Source organism: Polynucleobacter sp. HIN11, from assembly GCF_030297675.1.
In the GTDB taxonomy this organism is placed as follows: domain Bacteria; phylum Pseudomonadota; class Gammaproteobacteria; order Burkholderiales; family Burkholderiaceae; genus Polynucleobacter.
The window spans coordinates 1,535,028-1,559,186 of the sequence record NZ_AP028142.1; the positions used below are offsets into that span (position 1 = coordinate 1,535,028).

25 protein-coding genes are annotated in these 24,159 nt (G+C 47.9%); 9 read left to right on the forward strand and 16 right to left on the reverse strand.

Going from position 1 to position 24,159, the window contains the following annotated elements:
• Window positions 1–58 precede the first annotated feature (58 nt).
• Window positions 59–1,714, reverse strand: a complete 1,656-nt coding sequence (gene groL / locus QUE60_RS07685; protein ID WP_286226625.1) for a chaperonin GroEL — start codon at window positions 1,712–1,714, stop codon at window positions 59–61.
• A 26-nt stretch (window positions 1,715–1,740) separates the two neighbouring features.
• Window positions 1,741–2,031, reverse strand: coding sequence for a co-chaperone GroES (gene groES / locus QUE60_RS07690; protein ID WP_108509006.1), 291 nt, complete (start codon window positions 2,029–2,031; stop codon window positions 1,741–1,743).
• A 330-nt stretch (window positions 2,032–2,361) separates the two neighbouring features.
• On the opposite strand from groES, the gene QUE60_RS07695 reads away from it, so the two are divergent.
• From QUE60_RS07695 to QUE60_RS07705, 3 genes are read left to right on the forward strand one after another with little or no spacing between them, the layout of a single operon-like run.
• On the forward strand, window positions 2,362–3,198 hold the full coding sequence (locus QUE60_RS07695) for a diguanylate phosphodiesterase (protein WP_286226626.1): 837 nt from the start codon (window positions 2,362–2,364) through the stop codon (window positions 3,196–3,198).
• A 23-nt stretch (window positions 3,199–3,221) separates the two neighbouring features.
• Window positions 3,222–3,845 carry a response regulator transcription factor gene (locus QUE60_RS07700; protein WP_108509008.1) on the forward strand — a complete coding sequence of 208 codons (624 nt, stop codon included), beginning with the start codon at window positions 3,222–3,224 and terminating at the stop codon, window positions 3,843–3,845.
• Window positions 3,846–3,862: 17 nt separating this feature from the next.
• Window positions 3,863–6,205 carry an ATP-binding protein gene (locus QUE60_RS07705; protein ID WP_286226627.1) on the forward strand — a complete coding sequence of 781 codons (2,343 nt, stop codon included), beginning with the start codon at window positions 3,863–3,865 and terminating at the stop codon, window positions 6,203–6,205.
• Window positions 6,206–6,249: 44 nt separating this feature from the next.
• On the opposite strand, the gene QUE60_RS07710 is transcribed toward QUE60_RS07705, so the two are convergent.
• The gene (locus tag QUE60_RS07710; RefSeq protein WP_108509010.1) at window positions 6,250–6,528 is read right to left on the reverse strand and encodes an HU family DNA-binding protein; all 279 of its coding nucleotides are present in this window, start codon (window positions 6,526–6,528) and stop codon (window positions 6,250–6,252) included.
• Between the two features lie 143 nt (window positions 6,529–6,671).
• On the opposite strand from QUE60_RS07710, the gene dacB reads away from it, so the two are divergent.
• Complete coding sequence (dacB, locus tag QUE60_RS07715) at window positions 6,672–8,240, forward strand: D-alanyl-D-alanine carboxypeptidase/D-alanyl-D-alanine endopeptidase (protein ID WP_286226628.1); 1,569 nt, start codon at window positions 6,672–6,674, stop codon at window positions 8,238–8,240.
• On the opposite strand, the gene QUE60_RS07720 is transcribed toward dacB, so the two are convergent.
• From QUE60_RS07720 to QUE60_RS07755, 8 genes are all read right to left on the reverse strand, one after another.
• Complete coding sequence (locus tag QUE60_RS07720) at window positions 8,186–9,262, reverse strand: L-threonylcarbamoyladenylate synthase (protein WP_286226629.1); 1,077 nt, start codon at window positions 9,260–9,262, stop codon at window positions 8,186–8,188. The two genes, dacB and QUE60_RS07720, sit on opposite strands and share 55 nt — an antisense overlap.
• Before the next feature lie 8 nt (window positions 9,263–9,270).
• On the reverse strand, window positions 9,271–10,470 hold the full coding sequence (locus tag QUE60_RS07725) for a 5-(carboxyamino)imidazole ribonucleotide synthase (protein ID WP_286226630.1): 1,200 nt from the start codon (window positions 10,468–10,470) through the stop codon (window positions 9,271–9,273).
• Between the two features lie 21 nt (window positions 10,471–10,491).
• Window positions 10,492–10,980: a 5-(carboxyamino)imidazole ribonucleotide mutase gene (gene purE, locus QUE60_RS07730; protein WP_286226631.1), complete on the reverse strand. Its 489-nt coding sequence runs from the start codon at window positions 10,978–10,980 to the stop codon at window positions 10,492–10,494.
• A gap of 60 nt (window positions 10,981–11,040) precedes the next feature.
• Entirely contained in the window at window positions 11,041–11,937 is an 897-nt protein-coding gene (locus QUE60_RS07735; protein ID WP_286227510.1) for a phosphoribosylaminoimidazolesuccinocarboxamide synthase, read from the reverse strand.
• Complete coding sequence (gene pyk, locus QUE60_RS07740) at window positions 11,937–13,373, reverse strand: pyruvate kinase (protein WP_286226632.1); 1,437 nt, start codon at window positions 13,371–13,373, stop codon at window positions 11,937–11,939. Before pyk ends, QUE60_RS07735 begins: the two co-directional genes overlap by 1 nt.
• Window positions 13,374–13,375: 2 nt before the next feature.
• Window positions 13,376–14,575: a phosphoglycerate kinase gene (locus QUE60_RS07745; protein ID WP_286227511.1), complete on the reverse strand. Its 1,200-nt coding sequence runs from the start codon at window positions 14,573–14,575 to the stop codon at window positions 13,376–13,378.
• A 61-nt stretch (window positions 14,576–14,636) separates the two neighbouring features.
• Window positions 14,637–14,984 carry an AzlD domain-containing protein gene (locus tag QUE60_RS07750; protein WP_286226633.1) on the reverse strand — a complete coding sequence of 116 codons (348 nt, stop codon included), beginning with the start codon at window positions 14,982–14,984 and terminating at the stop codon, window positions 14,637–14,639.
• Window positions 14,981–15,742 (reverse strand): AzlC family ABC transporter permease, encoded by a 762-nt coding sequence (locus QUE60_RS07755; RefSeq protein ID WP_286226634.1) that lies wholly within the window; start codon window positions 15,740–15,742, stop codon window positions 14,981–14,983. The genes QUE60_RS07750 and QUE60_RS07755 overlap by 4 nt, the downstream gene beginning before the upstream one ends.
• 130 nt (window positions 15,743–15,872) lie before the next feature.
• Here QUE60_RS07755 and QUE60_RS07760 point away from each other — a divergent pair, with 130 nt between their 5' ends.
• Genes QUE60_RS07760 through QUE60_RS07775 form a run of 4 tightly spaced genes read left to right on the forward strand, consistent with a single transcriptional unit; the run spans window position 15,873 to window position 18,502 of the window.
• On the forward strand, window positions 15,873–16,793 hold the full coding sequence (locus QUE60_RS07760; protein WP_286224764.1) for a branched-chain amino acid transaminase: 921 nt from the start codon (window positions 15,873–15,875) through the stop codon (window positions 16,791–16,793).
• 12 nt (window positions 16,794–16,805) lie between these two features.
• Window positions 16,806–17,003, forward strand: coding sequence for a zinc-finger domain-containing protein (locus QUE60_RS07765; protein WP_286223486.1), 198 nt, complete (start codon window positions 16,806–16,808; stop codon window positions 17,001–17,003).
• A gap of 25 nt (window positions 17,004–17,028) precedes the next feature.
• Entirely contained in the window at window positions 17,029–18,063 is a 1,035-nt protein-coding gene (gene waaF, locus QUE60_RS07770) for a lipopolysaccharide heptosyltransferase II (protein WP_286226635.1), read from the forward strand.
• A 7-nt stretch (window positions 18,064–18,070) separates the two neighbouring features.
• Complete coding sequence (locus QUE60_RS07775) at window positions 18,071–18,502, forward strand: nuclear transport factor 2 family protein (protein WP_286226636.1); 432 nt, start codon at window positions 18,071–18,073, stop codon at window positions 18,500–18,502.
• On the opposite strand, the gene QUE60_RS07780 is transcribed toward QUE60_RS07775, so the two are convergent.
• Window positions 18,499–20,151, reverse strand: coding sequence for a beta-barrel assembly-enhancing protease (locus QUE60_RS07780; RefSeq protein ID WP_286226637.1), 1,653 nt, complete (start codon window positions 20,149–20,151; stop codon window positions 18,499–18,501). The two genes, QUE60_RS07775 and QUE60_RS07780, sit on opposite strands and share 4 nt — an antisense overlap.
• Before the next feature lie 23 nt (window positions 20,152–20,174).
• On the opposite strand from QUE60_RS07780, the gene moaC reads away from it, so the two are divergent.
• On the forward strand, window positions 20,175–20,651 hold the full coding sequence (moaC, locus tag QUE60_RS07785; protein WP_286226638.1) for a cyclic pyranopterin monophosphate synthase MoaC: 477 nt from the start codon (window positions 20,175–20,177) through the stop codon (window positions 20,649–20,651).
• Between the two features lie 22 nt (window positions 20,652–20,673).
• Here the strand turns inward: moaC and QUE60_RS07790 are convergent, their stop codons facing one another.
• The 4 genes from QUE60_RS07790 to sucC all read right to left on the reverse strand — a co-directional run bounded on the left by QUE60_RS07790 (window position 20,674) and on the right by sucC (window position 24,148).
• Window positions 20,674–21,177 carry a pilin gene (locus QUE60_RS07790; protein ID WP_286226639.1) on the reverse strand — a complete coding sequence of 168 codons (504 nt, stop codon included), beginning with the start codon at window positions 21,175–21,177 and terminating at the stop codon, window positions 20,674–20,676.
• Window positions 21,178–21,274: 97 nt separating this feature from the next.
• Entirely contained in the window at window positions 21,275–21,982 is a 708-nt protein-coding gene (locus tag QUE60_RS07795) for a TerC family protein (RefSeq protein WP_286226640.1), read from the reverse strand.
• A 78-nt stretch (window positions 21,983–22,060) separates the two neighbouring features.
• The gene (gene sucD, locus QUE60_RS07800) at window positions 22,061–22,954 is read right to left on the reverse strand and encodes a succinate--CoA ligase subunit alpha (RefSeq protein ID WP_108509027.1); all 894 of its coding nucleotides are present in this window, start codon (window positions 22,952–22,954) and stop codon (window positions 22,061–22,063) included.
• A gap of 27 nt (window positions 22,955–22,981) precedes the next feature.
• The gene (sucC, locus tag QUE60_RS07805) at window positions 22,982–24,148 is read right to left on the reverse strand and encodes an ADP-forming succinate--CoA ligase subunit beta (RefSeq protein ID WP_286223493.1); all 1,167 of its coding nucleotides are present in this window, start codon (window positions 24,146–24,148) and stop codon (window positions 22,982–22,984) included.
• Window positions 24,149–24,159: the final 11 nt, after the last annotated feature.

Here is a 24,159-nt window from a genome sequence, read left to right on the forward strand (position 1 = left end):
GTTTAAGAAAATAAAAAGGGCAGCCTAGGCTGCCCTTTCGTTTGGACCGAAGTCTTAATTACATCATTCCGTCCATACCACCCATACCGCCCATGCCGCCCATGCCGCCTGGCATACCGCCGCCAGCAGCTTCCTCTTTTGGAGACTCTGCAATTGCGCAGTCAGTGGTTAGCAATAACGCAGCAACGGATGCAGCGTTTACTAATGCGGTTTTGGTTACCTTGGTTGGATCAATCACACCTTGAGCAACTAAGTCACCATACTCGCCCGTGGCAGCGTTGTAACCATGATTACCTTTACCAGCGGCAACTGAATTCACTACCACGCTAGCCTCATCACCCGCATTGGAAACGATGATGCGCAATGGCTCTTCCATCGCACGCAACACAATGCTAATACCAGCGTTTTGATCGGGATTATCACCCTTGAGTCCAGCAATGCCTTGCTTCGCACGAATCAATGCAACGCCACCGCCTGGAACAATGCCCTCTTCAACCGCTGCACGGGTTGCATGCAATGCATCATCAACGCGCGCTTTCTTCTCTTTCATTTCTACTTCGGTTGCGGCACCGACACGGATCACAGCAACACCACCAGCCAATTTAGCGACACGCTCTTGTAATTTCTCACGGTCATAGTCGCTGGTGGCTTCGTCGATCTGCACCCGAATATTCTTAACGCGGGCTTCGATCGATTTCGCATCGCCTGCACCATCAATAATGGTAGTGTTCTCTTTGCCAATCTCAACACGCTTGGCTTGTCCAAGATGCTCAAGAGTGGTCTTTTCCAGGGTTAGGCCGACTTCCTCAGCAATCACTTGACCACCGGTCAAGATTGCAATATCTTCCAACATCGCTTTACGACGATCACCAAAACCAGGAGCCTTCACAGCGCAGGTCTTTAAGATGCCACGAATGTTATTTACTACCAAGGTTGCCAAGGCTTCACCCTCAACATCTTCAGCAACAATCATCAATGGACGACCTGACTTAGCAACTTGCTCGAGAACTGGCAAAAGATCACGGATATTGCTGATCTTCTTATCAAACAAGAGAATATAAGGGTTCTCCAATACAGCAGTTTGCTTCTCAGGTTGATTAATGAAGTATGGGGACAAGTAGCCACGGTCAAACTGCATACCCTCTACTACTTCTAACTCGTCTTCTAGAGACTTACCATCTTCAACGGTAATCACACCCTCTTTACCAACTTTCTCCATCGCTTCAGCAATACGCTTACCAATGCTCTCATCGCTATTGGCTGAAATTGAACCAACTTGTGCAATTTCTTTGGTGGTAGTGCAAGGTTTGCTGATTTTTTTGAGTTCTTCAATCGCAGCAGTTACCGCTTTATCAATACCGCGCTTGAGATCCATGGGATTGTGACCAGCAACTACGTATTTCATACCTTCACGAACGATTGACTGAGCTAGTACAGTTGCAGTTGTCGTGCCGTCACCCGCGATATCGGCGGTCTTCGAAGCAACTTCCTTCACCATCTGAGCACCCATATTCTGGAGCTTGTCTTTGAGCTCAATCTCTTTAGCCACTGACACACCGTCTTTGGTGATGGTTGGGCCACCAAAGGAGCGCTCGATCACCACATTACGGCCTTTGGGTCCAAGAGTTACCTTAACTGCATTTGCAAGGATGTTGACACCCTCAACCATCTTGACACGGGCGTTATCGCCAAACACTACATCTTTTGCTGCCATGATTAAATTCCTTTCTAGTTGCCTAATTACTTCTGAACAACGGCCATGATGTCTTCTTCGCGCATGACAAGAAGCTCGTCGCCATCAACTTTTACGGTCTGACCTGCATACTTTCCAAATAGAACGCGATCGCCAACTTTGACATCGGGGGCATTTAATTTGCCACTGTCATCCCGCTTGCCGGGGCCAACGGCCAATACCTCGCCCTGATCAGGCTTTTCTGCTGCGTTATCTGGAATCACGATTCCAGAGGCGGTTTTTGTTTCTTGATCTAAGCGCTTAATAATCACGCGATCGTGTAAAGGACGTAGATTCATTCCCTCTCCTATGTTAGTAAATATTAACTAATAAAATTTATTGCCTCATAATCTCTGCACTTAAAGCTAACTATATGATTTATATAAATATTTTCAATTAGATGAAATAATTTATAATCATTATTAGCACTCTAGTGTAGTGAGTGCTGATTATATAGGTGTTCATTCGCCGTTTTCAAGAGCCTGCTCCCTCAACGCCAATATGGGTTTTGGATGATGCATTACATGGTCAGGCAGCCGTAGGAAATTTCCTACATATAAATCATCTTTATGCCCTTACTTAAAACAGTTGGCATGCATAGACTCGTTGATATTCGATTGGAGAAAAGCATGAGCCCTAAATCACGGCTTTATAACTTGGTGATGGCATGGAAGAACAAGCCCTTCCGTGAATTGCGTGACATTGAGCGGCCATATTGGGAAAGCCCAAAAGATAAAGAAGAATTTACTCATCGCCTACCCAGAAACTCCGTTGATGAACTTACGTATCGGGGAATTGATTTTGAACCCATCTTCAATCGCTCGGGAAGTGCCCTAAAGGGGGTTTTATTTCGGCCCCTATTAACAGCAAGCTCATCCGAGGTTTTGCGCTTTTGCATGGAAGGGATTGATGCTATTCATTACTGGCAATGCAGCAATCGCATCATCCCCCTCATTCTTCCAATCAATGTATCCAATCTAAAGATTGCATCATGCCTTGATGGGCTATGCGATCTGATTTTAAATTCAAGGCTGCCCATTGGTCTGATTAATATTGGCTTTACAAATCACCAAGCGATCGATAGCGAATTAAGCGCTGCCATCACAAAGCTCAGGCGATTGGGAGTGCTATTCCATGCCCTTCAGTTTGATGGAAACCCGAATACCATCAAATTAATTAGCCAGTTTCAGTTTGAAGCCGTTCATTTCGATGCGTCGCACATCCGTGAGACAAACTCTTCGAGCGGCACTCAGTTAATTGATCAAATCCACCTATTTAAGAAGTGGTCCTGCAAAACCTATTTTAGTAACGTGACTTTTGTCCGCGATAACGAACTTGCCTATCAACTGGGCATCGATTATTGCTACGGCAGTCTAATGCTCTCACCCGTCAATCGACATCAAATTATTCATATTCAAGATAGTCGCATTGGTAAGGCACTTTTTTCCATTCAAACATCAAAATAACTTTAACCACAAGGAGACCTGTAATGCGTAATAAAGTGATGTTGATTGATGATCATCCGGCCATGTTGATGGCGTTGAAGTCCATGCTGTTGAACCAAGTGCCATTTGAGGTGGTGGCTCAAGCCCAAAGCGGTGAAGAGTGCCTCAGTGTTTTAAAAAATGTCCAACCCGATATTGTGATTTTGGATTTGGATATGCCCAAAACCGATGGCTTTGATGTCATCCGAAAAATTGGGATCTCTTACCCCAACATTCGTATCCTAATCCTATCGAGCCTTGATGAGCAGGTATATGGAGGACGAGTACGCTCTTTGGGTGCCCATGGCTTTGTGAACAAAACAGCTAGCGCCAATATTATTTTGGCAGCCTGCGTTGCCGTTTCACAAGGCTATACCTTCTTCTCAACGGGGCGTAATGGCCATGCGGCCCTATCGGATAGCGAGAAAATGGCATCTATTTCTGACCGAGAATTACAGGTCATGAAATACCTTGGCAAAGGGAAATCCAATGCAGAAATATCGGACCACCTCAATATCAGCAGCAAAACAGTTGCAACCTACAAACATCGTTTATTTGATAAGTTAGGGATCTCCAATATCGCTGATCTGGTTCTCTTTTGTCGCAACAACCACATCATTGAGGGCTAGGATTGGGGCATAGCGCGATGCATTCCTTATTTGGCTGGGTATTTAGCCTAAGCATCGCGCTTTGCTTCCAATGCGCTCACGCTCAAGGAGGCTTTCCCCAATTTACCCTAGCGGAACAAGAATGGATCAAAGCCCATCCAATCGTTCAATTTAGCATTCATGAGAAGTATCGCCCCTACTGGGATAGCGGCATTTATCCCAAACTACTATCAAAGTTAAAAGATTGTTCAGGCCTCGAATTTTCACCAAAGTGGCGCAGTTCTGATGAGGCTGGCATTCATCAAGTTCGTAATGGCGAAGTAAGTCTTGTAATTGATCCCAATCGGAAACTGGAATCGGCAGTTCCTGGCCGACTTACAGAGCCAATCTTTTGGGGACAAGATGTGATGATGGCAACGCAATCGAATATCACGTCTTCATTAAATCCCAAGGTTGAAAAGACCGTCTTTTTTGATCGTGGCTATGACTTTACAGGACCAACGAATCAAGCGCGCCTTATCAATTCACTAGAATTAATCGCTCAAGAGCTATTAACTGGAGAGGCACACTTTGCAGTGATGCCACTGCGCTTGGCGCTATATCTTAGCGAACAGCTCAATCTTCAAAACATACAAATTCGGCCTTTAGGCCACAAGCCATTTGCTTATCGATGGCTGATTGCAGAACAAGATCGCATCCTGCACTCGATTGTGCAAAAATCATTACATGAAGCAGATCCCATCTTCATGGGTGAGCTATTAGCGATTCCATCCTTAGCGCCAAATCGATCGGGATATCTGGCAAATTGGCTCTGGTTTGGCATCGCCGGCTCCTTTGCATTGATTGCATTTCTGATTGGGCACCATATTTGGCAACGTAAGAGGCAATTCCGAACGGAATCCGACCTATTAAACATTGCTCAAGAGGCTAAAGATGCGAGCGATGCTAAATCCGCATTCTTGGCTACCGTTAGTCATGAAATTCGTACACCGATGAATGCGGTCATTGGCGCCCAGGAACTATTGCTGAAGAATAGTTCATTGAACCCACATCAACGCGAGTTATTGCAAAGTGCCCACACGTCGGCAGCCTCTTTATTGGGAATGCTCAATCAAGTACTCGACATGGCCAAAATTGAAGCGGGAAAATTTACCGTCGAGCATGAGCCTGTTGATTTAAAGCAAATACTCTCTGAAATTAATCAAACTTTCTTTGGGTATGCGAAGAATAAAGGCCTTCACCTTGCCAGCTTTATTGATCCTAATATTGCCGATGTATTACTGCTCGATCCCCTACGGATTCGTCAAATTCTTCACAATCTCCTCAGTAATGCCATTAAATTTACAGAGCAAGGTCTCGTGTTTTTTGAAGTTCGGATATTGGCTAATGACCATGCAGGCCAATTATTGGAGTTTCGGGTAATTGACCAAGGTATTGGCATGGCCAAACAGGATATTGACCGGGTAAAGATGCCTTTTGAGCAAATTCGTTCTCACCCCTCAACGAACAGCGAGTCTGGCTCGGGCACCGGGCTTGGGCTGAGCATCACCAATCATCTCATTGAGCTGATGCAGAGCCAATTAATCATTGAGAGTGCGCCCAGTTTGGGAACAAGCATTCATTTTGTCATGGCATTTTCTAGAACTTGTCACCCGATTGAGAATGTTCAACGCTCTCTGAATTCAGCAGGCCATCCTTTGCTTAAAAACAGCAGGGCGCTGATTGTCGAAGATCATCCCGCTAGCCGACAAATCCTTTATTTGCAATTACAAAGCCTTGGTGTTCATGTTGACCAATGTGCTAACGCTAGGGAAGCCCTTGAATGCCTTCATGAGGATGTCTATGACGTGATTCTCACGGATCACTCAATGCCCGGAATACATGGTACGGATTTGGCTCGCATGATTCGCTCGATGGGTTATCGCGATATTGTGATTATTGGCATTACAGCCGATATCTATGCTCAGACTTCACAGGACAAACTCATGCAATCCGGTATGAATGGTGTTCTGATTAAACCAATCCGCCTAGAATGCCTTGAGTCTGAATTACTGAAACAGTTACATTCCCGCCCCACAAAAACACCCATTAAATCTTCAGATACCTCTCTACAGATGAATCACTTGATTCTGGAGGAGGTTTATAAAGTTCAACTTGAAACGCTAGAGACTCTTCAGGGGAAAATTGATCGTAGCTCGCTCATGAGCTTGATTCATAAAATCAAGGGGGGCTCATTACTCAGCGAAGATCAATTACTCTATGATCAATGCGTTCATTTAGAAAAATCAGATGCTGAGCTGAAGGCACTACAGCAATCATTCCAAGAAAGTCTTACCGCTAGCAATCATCGCCTAGACAAACAGATCAATGCGCCTGGTTAATCCAAACGAGCTCATCCGCTAATCTAGGTCTTTTAGCATCAGGGCTAGCGTTTATTCACCGCATCTTTAAAGGACTTGCCTGCAGAAAATTTGACCGTTTTTGACGCTGCAATCTTTATCGCCTCACCGGTCTTTGGGTTGCGCCCCATGCGGGCTGCGCGCGAACCTAAGGAAAAACTCCCAAACCCCACCAATTGCATCGTATTGCCTTTAGCAACACTCGCCTTGATCGCATCGAGAGCTAAATTAAGCACCTCCTCCGCTTTGGTTTTACTTAAATCCGCCCCATCTGCAATCACATCCACTAAGTCTGCTTTTGTCATGATCTTTTTCCTTTAATTGGGAGTTATTTATCGAGAAGCGAATTGCCATTATTTGGCTAAACTGGATCTCCACGTTTATCCTAGCAAAGATATGCAGAAAATCTGTAAATACTTTTAGACAAAGTAAAAAAATAATGGGATTTATGAACTTTAGTCCGCTAAGTTATATTTTTTTAACCCGAATTCTAGGGTTAGTACTAACGCTTACTTGCCTCACTGCTTTTCTTGGTCAAGCTGCTGTGGCTCAATCCTCGCTTCCCAGCGGGGTTGAGCAGGCAATTAAACGAAGTGGTATCCCAAAAGATTCGATCAGTATTGCGGTTAGCGAAATTCCATCGGCAGCCAATCCAAAACCTGGTTCACGCACGATCTTGAACTGGCGTGATGAAGTAGCAATGAACCCAGCCTCCACCATTAAATTACTCACTACCCTGGTTGCGCTCGATATCTTGGGGCCAAAGTACCGATGGAAAACTGAACTCTTCACCGATGGTGCGATCAAAAATGGGATCCTAAAAGGCAACATCTATTTTGTGGGTCATGGTGATCCCAAATGGATCCCAGAAGAGCTTGATCGCTTAACGAAACAATTGCGCGCTCTTGGCATCCAACGAATTGATGGTGATTTGGTTTTTGACCGAAGCGCGTACGCCAAGCAAGTGATGGAAGAGGTCACGATTGATGGCGAAATCTTACGTGCCTATAACGTTCCGCCAGATCCTTTGTTGTATGCCTTTCGCACCCTCTCTTTTCAGATTAATCCGAATAAGAATGGTGACGGCTTTCAGATTAGTTATACCCCGAAGTTAGCCAGACTCTCGGTCCAAAACGACATTTTGATGAGCTCGGCTCCATGCGATGGGGCAAAGCGTAATCTCCGCCTTGAAATGCTTCCCAACCCATTGGAGATTGCAAACTCTCAAGTAAAGAATAAATCGACAATCCAGTGGCAAGCTATTTTTACTGGCGAACTACCTCAGAACTGTCGCGGGATTACATTCAATGTGGTGAAGTTTGATCCGGATACCTTTCTAACCCTCGGATTTACTGCGGCATGGGAAGAAGCTGGGGGACTTTGGGTTCGACCGCCTCGCGGTCAAGCAGGATCAGTGCCCGTGTATGCTCGCCCTCTTCTAAGTATTGAAGGCTTAAGTCTTTTGGAAGCCTCCGAGGATATTAATAAGTTCTCAAACAATGTGATGGCTCGACAGGTTTTTTTAACTCTAGCCCTTGAAAAAATTGGTAAACCTGCTGATATTGAATCAGCAAAAGGTGTGGTCCAAGCTTGGCTGAACCAGCGCGGATTGAATTTTCCAGAGCTCGTGATTGAGAATGGTTCAGGCCTATCCCGCAATGAAGCGATCTCTGCGCGCAACCTGAATAGCCTCTTGATTTCAGCTCAAAACCTACCGATTGCTGAGACCTTTGCCGCTACCTTGCCGGCCGCAGGATCCGAGGGAACTATGCGAAACCGCTTGATTACTCAACTGCGTAAATTTTTACACCTCAAGAAAAAGCCAGAGGCCCGCATCAAAACAGGCTCTCTAAACAATGTTCGTACTATCTCGGGTTATGTCTATAGCAAATCAGGTCGGATCTATGTAGTGACCTCGTTCATCAATGATCCCAAAGCCAATCGAGGCCAAGAGGTTCACGATCAATTGCTTACATGGTTATTGGAGGACGGCCCAGATCCAAAAGATGCGCGCTGAAGCCGATCACGAACTGCATCCCACGCCTCAGTCTTTGGAGGGCTTGGGATCAAAATACCTTGGTATTGGCCTTGATCAAGATCTCTTAAGAGGCGATAGAGTTGCTTTGCAAGTAAAGCCGGATCCATCGCTATTGCTATGAATGTTAGATTGTTGAGATAGGCTTTGAGCTCAGTCTCATAGGGTGAGTGCTCCTGCTCCCAGAAGAGTAGTGCAAATTTGGCTTTAGGTAGCTCATGAATCAAGGAATCCAGTTGCGATGCTAGGTCAGAAGCTGAATACAAATACAGAGCTGTATGGGGTGCGTAATGAGCCAGATGGGTGCCAGATACTCGGGGCTGGTTTACAGCATTTCCGCGACTCACCACATCAATTCCGGTGCTTGCCTTAATCATGGATGGGCTAATTGATCCTGGACGAAGTAATTTGGGTGGCCCTTCGCCAGAGACATCCAAAATGGTTGACTCAATCCCATGCTCACAAGGACCGCCATCCAAAATTAATAAATCCGGATTATTTGGAAACTCAGCCTCAACGTCGGCAGCCGAAGTTGGTGAGATGCGCCCATAACGATTAGCCGACGGTGCGGCAATGCCGCCCCCGAAACGCTGCAATAGCTCTTGGGTCAATGGATGAGCCGGTGAGCGAATCGCCACGGTGGCCTGTCCTCCGGTGACAGAATCCAAAACCGATTTACTTTTTTCAAAGACCAAGGTTAGAGGTCCCGGCCAAAAGTGCTTGATCAAAATCAGTGCGCTCTCTGGAATATGACGAGTCCAGGGGCTTAGGATAGTCAGCCACTCTTGTTCAAGATCTTTGCTGCCGCTTGGTGGCGCCTGAACATGAACAATCAAAGGATGATCGGTAGGTCTTCTCTTGAGTTGGTAAATTTTTTGGATTGCATCGCGATTACTCGCATCAGCACCTAAACCATATACGGTCTCGGTAGGAATAGCTACAAGTTTACCGGTCCGAATTGCATCAAGAGCACAATCGATTAAGGACGAATTCGGCTTGGTCATTACCAAATTTAAGGATCAATCCCCAAATGAGTGGCAACTTCCGCACACGCTTGCTTTGCTTCCTCAATGGTATGACCTAAGCAATTGATATGACCCATTTTGCGACCAGGCTTGGGGCTTGCTTTGCCATATAAATGCAATTTAGCACTGGGATGATCGAGCACTCGATTCCAGGCAGGCTCTTGCATTGTCCCAGAACCAAACCACGCATCCCCCAAAATATTGAGCATGGAGACATTGGTCAGCAAACGTACATCCCCTAAGGGTAGACGAGCCATGGCTCGCACTTGTTGCTCAAACTGACTAGTTACACAAGCGTCCATGGTGTAGTGCCCTGAATTATGGGGCCTTGGCGCAATCTCGTTCGCGATCACGGTTTGATCTGCCAACACAAAGTACTCGACACACAAAACGCCGACATAGCCCATTTCTTCTGCAATCAACTGACTAGCGCGAATGATTTTGGGAACTAAACCCACTGGAAGGGATGGAGATGGAACGGTACTAGTATGCAAAATCCCGTTTCGATGAACATTCTCCGAAATCGGATACGCAACAGATTGTCCATCGTGACCGCGTACCACCAATGCTGAAACTTCAAATGCCAGTGGCATCCGTTTTTCAAGTACGCAAGCCACGCGACCTAATTCATGCCAAGCCTTCGCTAAATCATGATGTTGATGAACAGTGACCTGTCCTTTGCCGTCATAACCCAAGCGCGATGTCTTTAAGATCCCTGGAAACAAATGAGCTGGCAGCTGTGCAAGATCACTTTCTGAACGAATCACTGCATGAGGAGCTGGGCCAATCCCAGAGAGGCGTTGGCATTGTTCTAAAAACTGCTTTTCCTCAATTCGGTCTTGCGCAATTGAAACACAAGCACCGCGAGGAGCAACAAAAATCCCTTGTTCTTCAAAATAGTCCAAGGTCTTTGCAGGAACGTTCTCAAACTCGGTACTAATGGTCGCACAAAGTGCTGCCATTTCTTTCAATGCGCTTACATCGTCATAATTGGCGCAAAGATGCTTCTCCGCAACAGCGCCTCCAGGGCTCAAGGGGTCAGGATCCAAAACACAAACCTTATAGCCCAGCGATTGAGCCTCGTGCACAAACATGCGTCCTAATTGACCGCCACCCAAAATACCAAGCCATGCCGGCGGAAGAATTGCGGATTGATGTTTCAAATTAGTACTATGCGATGAACTCATTATGCGTTTGGATTGGGTAACTTAAGGCAACTTCATTGCGCGGGCAGCTTGAGTTTGCTCCGCACGAAACGCATGCAATTTTTTTGCTAGCTCCGGATCCGAATGCGCTAGCATGCCAACGATATGCAAGGCTGCATTTGCTGCGCCTGCCTCGCCAATCGCAAACGTTGCTACTGGAATACCTTTGGGCATCTGCGCGATCGAATACAAGGAATCCTCTCCTCGTAAATACTTGCTAGGAACGGGAACTCCCCATACCGGCACAATCGTTTTAGATGCCAACATTCCTGGCAAATGAGCCGCCCCGCCTGCCCCAGCAATAATGGCTCTCAAACCCCGCCCCTGCGCAGATTCAGCGTAGGCAAACATTTCATCGGGCATGCGATGGGCAGACAGCACTTGTTTTTCATAGGCAATCCCAAAATGCTCAAGCATCTGGACTGCGTGCTGCATCGTATCCCAATCGGAATTGGATCCCATTACCACGCCTACGATGACCGGACTCGTCATGAATACTCCAAGAATCTCAAAGTTGTATTATCGCAGTCTTTATTGGGGTCTAGGCACCCATCACTGGGTTAGGCGTTGCCAGGCCTCACGGTATTTCTCAGCGGTTTTACGAATAATCTCATCGGGTAAATGGGGGGCGGGTGCCGTCTTGTTCCAAGGCTTATCTTCAATCCTGACAGACTCGAGCCAATCGCGTAAAAATTGCTTATCAAATGAGGGTGGATTGGATCCGACCTGATAGGTGTCTGCGGGCCAAAACCGCGAAGAGTCGGCCGTTAGGATCTCATCCATTAATACCAGCTGTCCTGCAGCATCTAATCCAAACTCAAATTTTGTATCCGCAATGATGATTCCGCGCCGACGCGCGTAGTCTGCCGCTTCGGTATACAACTGAATACTGGTATCTTTAATTTTTTTAGCTAACTCAACCCCAATGCGTTGTTCAACCTCTGCATAAGAAATGTTTTCGTCGTGGTGACCCATCTCCGCTTTAGCAGCAGGAGTAAAAATAGGCTCCGGTAGTGCTTGCGCATTTTGCATACCACTTGGTAGCGTAATTCCACAAACAGAACCGGTCTCTTGATAGTCTTTCCAACCACTGCCTGCCAAATAGCCTCTAACAACGGCCTCAACCAAAATGGGTTTTAAGCGCTTCGCAACTACCGCGCGACCGCGCACTTGATCTGCTTCAGCAGCATTCACCACACTGGTGGGGTCAATACCGGTCAAGTGATTCGGAATGACATGGGCCAAATGAGAAAACCAAAAATTACTCATTTGATTGAGCACAACACCCTTCTCAGGAATAGCTTCTTGCATCACCACATCGAACGCAGAAATACGATCAGTTGTAATCATTAATAAACGATCCTGATCAATCGCGTAAACATCGCGCACCTTACCTCGCGACACTAATGGCAGCGAGGAAATCGAAGTGGTGTGTAAGGCATTCATGATTAACGAACTTTAATAATTTTGAGAGTATTGGTGCCACCAGGCTGATCCATAGGCTCACCAATTGTTAAAACAATCGTGTCACCTGACTTCACAACCCCTAACTTCTTTAAGCGCTCTTCAACCTGAAGTAAAGCAGCCTCTCGATCAGCTCCTTTACCAATACTAAAAGGTCTGACATTACGATACGTGCTTAAGGCGCGCTGGGTTTCCACACGACTAGTTAAGGCAAATATGGGTACCCGAATGTTATGTCGACTCATCCAAATCGGCGTTGAGCCAGAGTCGGTTAAGGCTGCAATCGCTGTGGCGTTAAGATGATGAGCTGTGAAGAGTGCGCCAAGGGCAATTGCTTGATCAATCCGTTCAAAGCGCTGGTCTAAGAAGTCCGTGTCTAGGTGGACTACTTCAGACTTCTCTGCTTCGATGCAAATGGCGGCCATCTGCTCAATGGTTTTCACTGGAAACTGACCAGTTGCTGATTCTGCTGAGAGCATCACCGCATCAGTACCATCTAACACTGCATTCGCCACGTCGCTCACCTCAGCGCGAGTAGGCACTGGAGCACTAATCATCGACTCCATCATTTGGGTTGCAGTGATCGTAAATTTATTGGCGTCTAAGGCCATCCGAATCATACGCTTTTGCAATGCAGGCACGGCTGGATTACCAACTTCAATCGCCAAATCACCACGCGCCACCATGATGCCGTCGCTCTCATCAATAATGCTTTGCAAGGCTTCGGTAACAATCGCTTCAGCTCGCTCAACTTTAGCAATCAAGCGTACTTTGCCTTTACCATGCTTCGCACTTGCTGTATCTGCTAACTTGCGGGCGTAAGCCATATCGGCCCCATCTTTAGGAAAACTAATCGCCAAGAAATCGATTCCCATGGAAATCGCGGCATCCAGATCAGCAATATCTTTCTCAGTGAGGGCGGGTGCTGTTAAGCCACCGCCAGCACGATTAATACCTTTGTTGTTGGATAAGGGACCACCACTCTCCACGCGGGTGTAAATTTCTCCGCCCTTCACTAGGTCGACCACCAAAACAATCAAACCGTCATTGAGCAAAAGTCTATCACCCGCTTGAACATCGTTCGGTAGATTTTTATAGTCCAACCCCACGCGCTCTTCATTGCCAAGCTCGCAGTTGACATCGAGGATGAAGCGGGCGCCCTCTTGAAGAATAACTTTTCCATTGGCAAACTTGCCCACCCGAATCTTCGGGCCCTGTAAATCAGCCATGATGCCCACTTCACGATCGAGCTCTTTAGATATCTGACGCACCAGGTCATAACGTGCCTGATGATCGGCAACGGTTCCATGTGAGAAATTAAGACGAACCACATTGAGTCCCGCACGAATCATGTCGCGCAAGACCTCGGGCTTCTCGGACGCCGGCCCCAGCGTGGCAATAATTTTGGTAGCTCGTTGCATCATTACTCCTTCGCGCGCTCTGCAAGCACGGCAAATGCAGGCAGGGTTTTGCCCTCAAGAAACTCTAAGAACGCCCCGCCTCCGGTTGAAATGTAGTCCACTTGATTCTCGATGCCGTATTTTGCAATGGCGGCTAAGGTATCCCCACCACCAGCAATCGAGAATGCTGGCGAGTGAGCAATAGCTGCTGCAATCATTTTGGTGCCGCCGCCAAACTGATCGATTTCAAAAACGCCTAAGGGGCCATTCCAAACAATCGTGCCGGCATGCGCCAACATCATCGATAGTTGCGCAGCTGTTTTAGGGCCAACATCCAAAATCATGTCGTCTGGCGCTACCTCATCGACCGGTACCCGATTGGCTCTGGCTAAAGGCGATAACTCATTAGCAACCACCACATCCTCAGGAATCGGAACTCGCGCCCCGCGCTTTTCCATGAGCGCAATTATTTCTTTGGCTTCATTCACTAAATCTGGCTCAGCCAGTGACTTACCAATATTGAAGCCTTTGGCTAATAAAAAGGTGTTGGCAATCCCACCACCAACGATTAATTCATCGACTTTCTCGGCGAGCGACTTCAGAATGGTTAATTTGGTTGATACCTTGGAGCCCGCCACAATGGCCACTAGCGGCCTTCTTGGTTCGGCCAGGGCGCGACTCAAGGCATCGAGCTCAGCAGCCATTAAAGGGCCAGCACACGCGATCTTGGCAAATCGGGCAATACCATGCGTCGTCGCTTCAGCGCGATGCGCCGTGCCAAATGCATCATTAACGTAAACATCGCATAAGGCAGCCATTTTTTTAGCTAACTCATCCGCATTCTTTTTCTCACCCACGTTAACCCGACAGTTCTCCAAAAGAACCAAATCGCCTGGGTTCAGTTCAAAACCACCATCAACCCAATTACTAATTAATGGAACCTTACGATTTAAGATCTCCGCAATGCGATGGGCAATAGGTGCCAAACTATCTTCCGCCTTAAACGCTCCTTCGCTGGGCCGACCCAAATGAGAGGTCACCATCACCGCCGCTCCGCCATCTAGGCACATCTGAATTGCCGGGATCGATGCCCGAATCCGCGTATCTTCGGTAATGTTGCCAGCCTCATCTTGAGGGACGTTCAAATCAGCACGGATAAATACCCGCTTTCCTTTGAGCCGACCAGATGCTGCGAGATCACTAAGGCGCTTTACATGAAGCAAGGTGGTGGACATAGACTATTAATTTTGGAGAAATTAGAGTATTTGAAGTAGGAGTTCCATTTTAGAGCCAGTAACGCACTAAACTAAACACGGTCATACCTAATATCAGGGTTGGTAGCATCTGACGAGTCCAGAAGTACACCACAAAACCTGCTAATCCTCCCCAAAGATTGGGGGATTTCCAGTCCATTTGGCTAATTTCGACTGCTCCTTGGGGTAAAAGCAGCTCAGGCGCAACAATGCCCACAATCGCTGCTAGAGGTGCATAACGAATCGCTCTTAGAACTAACTCAGGCACTTGAACGCGTGCACCCAAGAATACAAAGAAAGACCGGGTTAGAAGAGTCACGAGGGCCATCCCCCCAATCAGTAAGGCGATCTCAAAAGCGCCCAGGGAATCCGGTCTCATCGCATTGCCTTGGGTGAGCGGTCAGCCAAGATCCCAACCACGATCGCTGCCAAAATGGCCGCCGTCAAATTAAGCTTGAGCGGCAAACTATAGGTCAGGATAGCGACAATCGCAGCAACAATCGCTGCCCAGCGGGCTGCGCGATGATCCAGCATTGGGACAATCACAGCAATTAAAGCCAAAGTCCCGGCAAACTCCATCCCCCAATCATCTGGGATTTGACTTGCGCCCAGGACGCCCAGAATCGAACCGGCTTGCCAGATACCCCAATTGCCAGTGGCAAGCCCATACATAAAGTAAGTACGGTAATACGCATCTTTTTTCCTCTCGGACACCGCTTGCACCTCGGGAAAGCGGCTGGTGTACATCAAGTACCCAAAATCCGCTGTGAAATAACCCAAGATGGCTCTGCGCCAAGCGGGTAAGTGCGAAAAGTGAGCTTGCACGCCAATGCTAAAAATCACAAAACGCAAGTTCACGATGAATGCGGTAATCAGAATCGTAAAGACAGAAAAACCGGCCCCAATCAGCGGAAGGGCAGCAAGCTGGGCCGAGCCCGCAAAGACGAATAAAGTCATCGCCAGTGCCTGCTCAGTGCTTAGGACCGATTTACCCATCGCCAAGCCGGTCACCACCCCCCAACTAAAGATGGCAAGAGCCGAGCGTGACATGGTTTTCAGCCCATCACGCCACGCCGATTGCTGTTGCTGGTTCCAGCCCAAGTAAGGCAATTTAGCTGTCAGGCGAGCGAAATCCATAGATGAGCTAATTATAGAAAGGCCAGCTCATTGGGCGGCAGACCGCGTGATTCCTCTGCTCTACAATAAGGCTTTAGGGCTAAATTGCATAAAAAATCCGCAAGCCCGCCACAACATAAAGGTGCTAATGATGTCGATGTCTGACCGCGATGGAGTTATTTGGTTCGATGGCAAGATGGTCCCCTGGCGGGATGCCAATATTCATGTACTTACTCATAGCCTTCACTACGGCATGGGCATCTTTGAGGGTATTCGTGCCTACAAGACCGAAAATGGAACTGCAGTATTTCGCTTGGCCGAGCATGTCAAGCGCCTCTTTAACGGCTTAAAGATTTTTCAGATGAAAATCGATTACAGCGAGGAGCAAATTGCACAGGCCATTCTTCAAGTTGTGCGTGATAACAAATTGGCCTCATGCTATATACGCCCCATTATTTTCATCGGATCTGAAAAGTTGGGTATTTCGCCAACCGGCAATAAAGTGCATACGGCAATTGCAGCATGGCAATGGGGTGCTTACCTTGGCGAGGATGGGATTAACAAAGGGATTCGGGTCAAAACCTCATCCTTTACCCGCCACTTCGTAAACTCTTCCTTAGTTCGTGCAAAAGCCTCTGGTTACTACATTAATTCCATCTTGGCGCATCAAGAAGTGGCTGCCAATGGCTACGATGAGGCCCTCCTGCTGGATACCGAAGGTTACGTCTCTGAGGGTTCAGGCGAGAACATGTTCATGGTTCGCAATGGCATTGTGTTTACTCCCGATCTCGCATCCTGTCTTGATGGTATTACTCGAGACTCGATTATTCGTATTGCCAAAGACTTAGGGTTTGAGGTTCGAGAAAAGCGTATCACCCGTGACGAGGTGTACTCTGCAGATGAAGCCTTCTTTACTGGTACCGCAGCTGAAGTTACTCCAATTCGCGAACTGGATGACCGAACCATTGGCGATGGCAAACGCGGTCCGATTACCAAACAAATTCAGGATGTCTTTTTCGATACGGTATACGGTCGCAACGACCGTTATCGTGCTTGGTTAACCACTGTCTAAATTTAGATTGCTATGAGTGATTTAAACGAACTAAATGCGGTCATGGTTCACGGCAACGACTTGCCGCTGCATTGCCCAACCAAAGATACTCCAGCCTGGAACTATCACCCGCGTGTTTTTCTGGATATTCTTGCTACCGGTCAGGTGAAATGCCCCTATTGCGGCACTGAATACCACTTGATTCCTGGCACCGAACCACACGGCCACTGATATTGGCTCCAAACGGAGCTCCGCTATGTCACGCATCCTCGTTATCGCCCCACATTGGATTGGGGATGCGGTCATGTCCTTGCCGCTCATCACCCTCATTCATACCAAGTTTCCTAATTCCAGCATTGATGTTCTGTGCACCCCATGGGTAGGCCCTATCTACCGCGCCTGTCCTGCCATTGAAACAATCGTCGAACGTGATTTTCAGCACGGCGCTCTGCAGTGGAGCTTACGACGATCAACCGCGCGTGAGCTCAAGAAACAAGCTTATGACGTGGCATTTGTGCTACCGAATAGCATGAAGTCGGCACTGATCCCGTGGCTTGCGGGCATCCCAACGCGGATTGGCTACCAAGGCGAGTTTCGGTTTGGGTTAATCAATGTTTCGCTGCCCAATCCATCACGCCAAGCGCGCACGCCCATGATGGAGCACTATGCAAAATTATTAGGTGGCGCGCCAAACCAAACAAGCAATCCTCAAAATCTGCCATTACCAAAATTAAGCATTGATTCCACTCTTACGCAATGGGCAAGGGGCAGGATCGAAGAGATCGGTGGTGTACCTCTTTATGTATTTGCCCCTGGCGCCGAATACGGCTCTGCAAAGCGCTGGCCAACGAGTCACTTTGCGCAATTAGCGAACCAGATCTTAGAAGACAATCCAGATGCGAGGATTATTATTCTGGGGAGCCGAGCCGATCATGTGCTTGGCCAAGAAATTGTGCAATCTACCAATTTATCTGATCGTATCCACAATTGGTGCGGCGCGATTCCCTTAGACCAATCGATGGCACTCATCGCACAATCCACATGCCTGATCAGCAACGACTCAGGTCTGATGCATATTGGCGCAGCCCTATCGATTCCACAAATTGCTATTTTTGGTTCAAGCAATCCCAAGCACACGCCGCCCTTATCCCCAAAGGCCCAAATCATTTGGCTCGAATTAGACTGTAGTCCCTGCTATCAGCGCACCTGCCCACTTGGGCATCTCAATTGTTTAAATCAGATCGATTCACAACGCGTCTACAGTATGCTTACACCAATAAAGGTCCAATAAATAGCTTATGCCGCGCTTCGCACGACTCTTTCAGAATCCCGATGAGGTGATTGATGCCTGGCGTGAGACCCTGCGGCAAGGGGACGTCGAAGGAGCCCTCGCCTTATGGCTCGATGACGACTCAATTACTTGTGTGCTACCAGAAGGTAATCGCTTAAGCGGTCATGCGGAGATTCGAGCGGGGCTAGAGCGCATGCTCGCAAGGCCCCTCTATTTAGAACCGATTGCTTGCATCGAGCACATTACCGTGAGTGCTGCAGTGTTTGATTCAACCGAAGCTGTCTATTTTGAAAATAATCAGATTGAGGCTGATTTCATGATTAATATCACACTAGTCCTCATGCAAGATGGCAAAGGCTGGCGCATCGCCCATTTACACGCCAGTCGTTCTCACGATGATGACTTTGAGTTTCCGAGCGATCAGCACGAGCTGCACTAACTCTTTTTTTGCTCTTTTTGCTCTTCGCGGTATTGATTCTGAAACACGCGCAATCGCGCATCAATCACTGAACCCAGATAAAAATCATTACCGGCAGCCGAGCGTGCAATTTTCAGCTGCTCAATCGCCGATGGCCAAGCCCCTTCGGTAGCGAACTTCTCAGCAAGTGCGTAATGCCGCAAACCAATCTTTTTATCTTGGTCATACGCGCGCGCCAACAAATCCCACCAGATCGTCTCATTCGGTTGTGCTTTGGTCTTCGCTCGTAACAAAGTAATGGCCTCATTAGCTCGACCCAAACGCAGTTCTGCATTGACCGTCGCCACAGCGGCAGAGAATGAAAACGGATCCGCCTTGGCCGCATTTTGGGCATACTGTAAGGCCTCCTCGGGCCTACCTCGTGCAAGGGCTAACTCAGATGCCGTGTAATCAAACGATAAGCTCTGACGCTGCACAGGTGATCCGGGTGCCAAGACATTTTGCGCTACAGCCCGAGCTTTTTGCAAAAAGCTTTCTGCCTGATCAAAGCGCCCCTGACGTTGGGCAACCAAGGCTAAGCCATAGAAGCCCTCCATTTGCTTTTCGGGGCTGGCCTGCTTACTCAAACTCTCAAATAAATTACGTAGATCAAATAAGCCACTGGTAGTCCCACTCTGCTCGATGCGCGCTCTAGCTTTAATGAGATAGAACTCGAGCGCACTGGGCACCCGATTTTGTACAACGGTCCTCGCCCGGTCTTGCATATCAGCAATACGGTCAGTAGTTAAGGGGTGAGTGCGCAAATACCCCGGCACACCACTATCCATGATTCCATAAGCCTTTTGCAAACGCTGAAAGAATACGGGTGCGCCATTTACATCGTAACCACTGGCTTGCAAGATCTGAAAACCAATTCGATCGGCCTCGCGCTCTGCGTCCCGCGAATACGAGAGTTGATTCTGAATCGCAAGTGCCTGGCCACCCGTGATTAGGCCGGCAGCAGCGCCAGGATTACTAGCAGCTGCTAACGCACCCAGCACAATGCCGGCTAACGCAATGATTGAATTGGTTCCTTGACGCTCCAAAGAGCGCGCCAAGTGACGTTGCAATACATGGCCAATCTCATGACCCATCACCGAAGCGACCTCTGAATCGGTCTCCGCAGTAATTAAGAGCCCCGTATGAAAACCAATAAATCCACCGGGCAATGCAAACGCATTAATCGATGGGTCCTTCACCGCAAATACCTCATAGTCGTATGCGGCACTGCCTTGGGCATTTGCTCCACCCAGTTGCAAGCGTTTTGCAGCTTGCATCAGGCGCCGCTCCATCGAATTGAGGTAATCATAGATGGGCCAGTCATTAGAAAAATCCCGATCCCTACGAATCTCCCGCATGATCTGCTCACCAATCTTGCGCTCATCTAGGGGGCTTAAAGCATCACCTCCCGGATCACCCATATCGGGCAACACCAAGACGGGTTGCGATTGCAAAACATTCCGAGAGGGTAAATTAGCTGAGCGCGCTTCCGGTGACTGAATCACCCGCCCAAGATTCTCCTTAGCTACATTGTCTTGGGTGACCGACACCCCTGGCTGCTGGGCGAAGGAAGAGGCACTTAAGACCCCGCTTAAGTACAAAGCAACGATTCGTTTTACTTGCTTCCCCATGCCTATATGGTAAAACCTCTTGTATGAACAAACTCACGCATTTTGATTCCAGTGGCCAAGCGCATATGGTTGACGTTAGCGATAAAGCGTCTACCCACCGGGTAGCCATTGCGACTGGCTGTATTCAAATGAATCCTAACACCTATGAACTGATTGAGTCGGGCGGTCATAAAAAGGGTGATGTACTTGGCATTGCCCGAATCGCCGGAATTCAGGCGGCCAAGAAAACAGCTGATCTCATTCCTCTCTGCCATCCAATTGCACTCACCCATGTGAGCATTGAGTTCCGATCCGATCAGTCTAGCCACACGATTTATTGTCAAGCCAGGGCCGAAACCACGGGGCCCACTGGCGTTGAAATGGAAGCACTTACCGCCACCCAAATTGCTCTTCTAACAATTTACGACATGTGCAAAGCCGTTGACCGTGGGATGGTGATGAGCGATATCAAGTTACTTGAAAAGAGCGGCGGCAAATCGGGAGATTGGAAGGCGAGCTAACTACTCGCCCCAACTCAAGGGGTTACTTACCCACTCGACACTCTGCCGGTAAGAGCTTAGCGGGGAGATTGGTTTGCTCCGAACGGCAGGACCAGCCGCCCGACCAGGTAACTAAATTACTTTGTGAGAGATCAATTGCGCGGGGTGAAGCGACATCTGGCTCATTAGTCGGAATCAAAATCAAACTATTTTTACCATCGGGCGCCACCGATGTTTGGTAATCAATGGCAATCGCCCCACTTGGCAAGATCTCAATCTCTTTCACACTCCGCGTTGGAGTAAATGAAAAAGACTCTTGAGTAACCCGATCCATCGGGCTTGGCCCTTTGCTAGCGTATGCCTCGGTCACTGCCAATTTAGCGCTAGATGCAAGATTTAATCCTTCGACAACTCGCCCGCGAGCAATGTAATCCTGATACTGTGGCACAGCAACGGCAACTAAGATGCCAATAATGGCCACGACAACCATCACTTCAATTAATGTAAATCCCCGTTGATCGTCTTTGACTTGATGTTGTGTATGCATAAAAAATCCCCTCCTCGATGGACCTCTATCTTCGGACAGAAATCCATCGCAGAGGGGTTTAATTAGTGTCAGTAATCCTTGATTTTAATATCAGTGCTTACGCAGCTTTGGAATTACTTTTAGCACGACGCTTCATCAACTCGCCAAAAGCCATCACAGCAACTGCGCCAGTGATACCAGCAATCGTAGAGTATCCGGCCATGCCCTCACCAAACTGCTTGACGATTGCAGGATCGGTCACCATCATGCCGCCAGCAATCCAACCCAAGAGACCAGCACCAGCTGTCACAATCAATGGGAAGCGATCAATCAAGAACAGAACCACCTTACTTCCGGCAATAATAATCGGTACCGATACGATCAATCCGAATACCACATAACCAACCTGATGAGCAGCATCATCAACTTGGCCTGCAGCGCCAGCGATCGCGAGGACATTATCTAGACTCATCACGATGTCGGCCACGATGATGGTCTTAATTGCAGCAAACAGCTTGTCTGGGGCATCTAAATTGTGCTCTTCCTCATCGTGCTGAACCATCAACTTGTAGCCAATCCACAAGAGTAATGCGCCTCCAACGAGTTTCAAGAACGGGATTTGCAATAAGGTTACTGCAAACGCGACTAAGATGACGCGCAAAATAATGGCGCCAGCCGTACCGTAAATGATGCCCTTCTTACGCTGATTTGGATGCAAATTACGACAAGCCAATGCAATCACAACCGCATTGTCACCGCCTAATAAAAGATCGATGATGATGATTTGAATCACGACCGACCAGTCAATCATTGCTAAAAGTTCCATGTCTTCCTCTAATTGTTATAACTACTTACCCAAACATTTCATTTCAACATCGCCTGCCATTACAACTGAATTCACAAACTAAATCATTGCTTTTAGTAAAGTCGCCATCTCAGAAGGGTTTTTGGTGACCTTAAATCCGCATTCTTCCATCACAGCCAATTTGGCATCCGCGGTATCGGCGCCACCGGAAATCAACGCGCCCGCATGACCCATGCGCTTACCCGGGGGCGCTGTTACACCTGCAATAAAGCCGACAACGGGTTTTTTCATATTGGTCTTGCACCAACGCGCCGCCTCAACTTCATCTGGGCCACCAATTTCGCCGATCATAATGACCGCGTCTGTCTCGGGGTCTTCATTAAACATTTTCATCACATCAATGTGCTTTAAGCCATTGATGGGGTCGCCACCAATACCAACCGCGGTTGACTGGCCAAGCCCAATCGCGGATAACTGTCCCACAGCTTCATACGTTAGGGTGCCAGAGCGGCTCACAACTCCAATGCGACCTTTGCGGTGAATATGACCGGGCATGATGCCGATCTTGATTTCCTCAGGAGTAATCAAGCCAGGGCAATTAGGGCCTAACAACAAGGTTTTCTTACCGCCCTTGGCTTCTTTTTGCAGCATCTTATTGCGAACTTCAAGCATGTCGCGTACCGGAATACCTTCGGTGATGCAAATAACCAAATCGAGATCGGCTTCAACTGCTTCCCAAATCGCTGCAGCAGCGCCTGGAGGCGGAACATAGATCACCGAAACCGTAGCACCGGTTTCTTTAGCTGCATCTTTAACAGTTCCAAAGATCGGAATCCCAAAAATCGACTCGCCGGCTTTTTTTGGGTTGACGCCAGCCACAAAGCAGTTCTTACCATTCGCGTATTCCTGGCACTTCTCCGTATGAAACTGCCCAGTCTTGCCGGTGATTCCTTGGGTGATAACGCGTGTATTTTTATTAATCAAGATTGACATAGTGATTTCCTCAAATTAGATGGTCGCTTACTTGCCTTGCACAGCCGCCACAACTTTCGTTGCCGCCTCAGCCATGGAATCAGCACTGATGATGGGTAATCCAGAGTCAGCCAAAATCTTTTTGCCTAACTCTTCGTTGGTACCCTTCATCCGAACCACCAAAGGAACAGATAAATTGACTGCTTTACACGCTGTCACTACGCCATCGGCAATCACATCGCAACGCATGATGCCGCCAAAAATATTGACCAAAATAGCTTTCACGCTCTTGTTTTTGAGCATGATCTTGAAGGCCTCAGTTACTTTCTCTGCAGTTGCGCCACCACCCACATCTAAAAAGTTGGCTGGTTGACCACCAAATAATTTGATAGTGTCCATCGTCGCCATGGCCAAGCCTGCACCGTTGACCAAGCAACCAATATTGCCATCCAGAGAAATATAGGCCAGATCAAATTTAGATGCTTCAATTTCGGCAGGATCCTCTTCATCCACATCACGATAGGCCACGATTTCAGGATGGCGATAGAGCGCATTTGAATCAAAGTTAAATTTCGCATCAAGAGCCTTAATATTTCCATTGCCCTCTAGAATGAGTGGATTAATTTCCACCAAAGATGCATCGGTATCCCAATAGGTTTTGTAGAGATTCTTAAATACCTCACGAGCCTGGGCTTGAGATCCCTCTGGAACACCAATGCCTTTGCTGAGTTGATCGCACTGCGCATCGGTTAATCCAACTAATGGATCAACAAATACCTTAATAATTTTCTCGGGAGTCTTTTCAGCAACCTCTTCGATATCCATACCGCCCTCACTCGAGGCCATGACAACCACCTTCTGGGTGGCGCGGTCGGTCAAAATTCCGAGGTAGTACTCTTTTTTAATATCAGCCCCGTCTTCAACCAATAGACGTCGCACTTTTTGTCCTTCGGGGCCGGTCTGATGGGTTTTTAATTGCATACCCAAGATTGCGCTGGCGTATTGCTTCACTTCATCCATGCTCTTGGCGACTTTCACGCCACCGCCTTTGCCACGACCGCCCGCATGAATTTGTGCCTTCACAACCCAAACTGGACCGCCTAACTTCTTCGCGGCTTCGATTGCCTCATCAACGCTAAACGCTGGAATACCATTGGGTACCGGTACATTAAATTGGCGCAGAATCTCCTTGCCTTGGTACTCATGAATTTTCATAACAGCTCCTG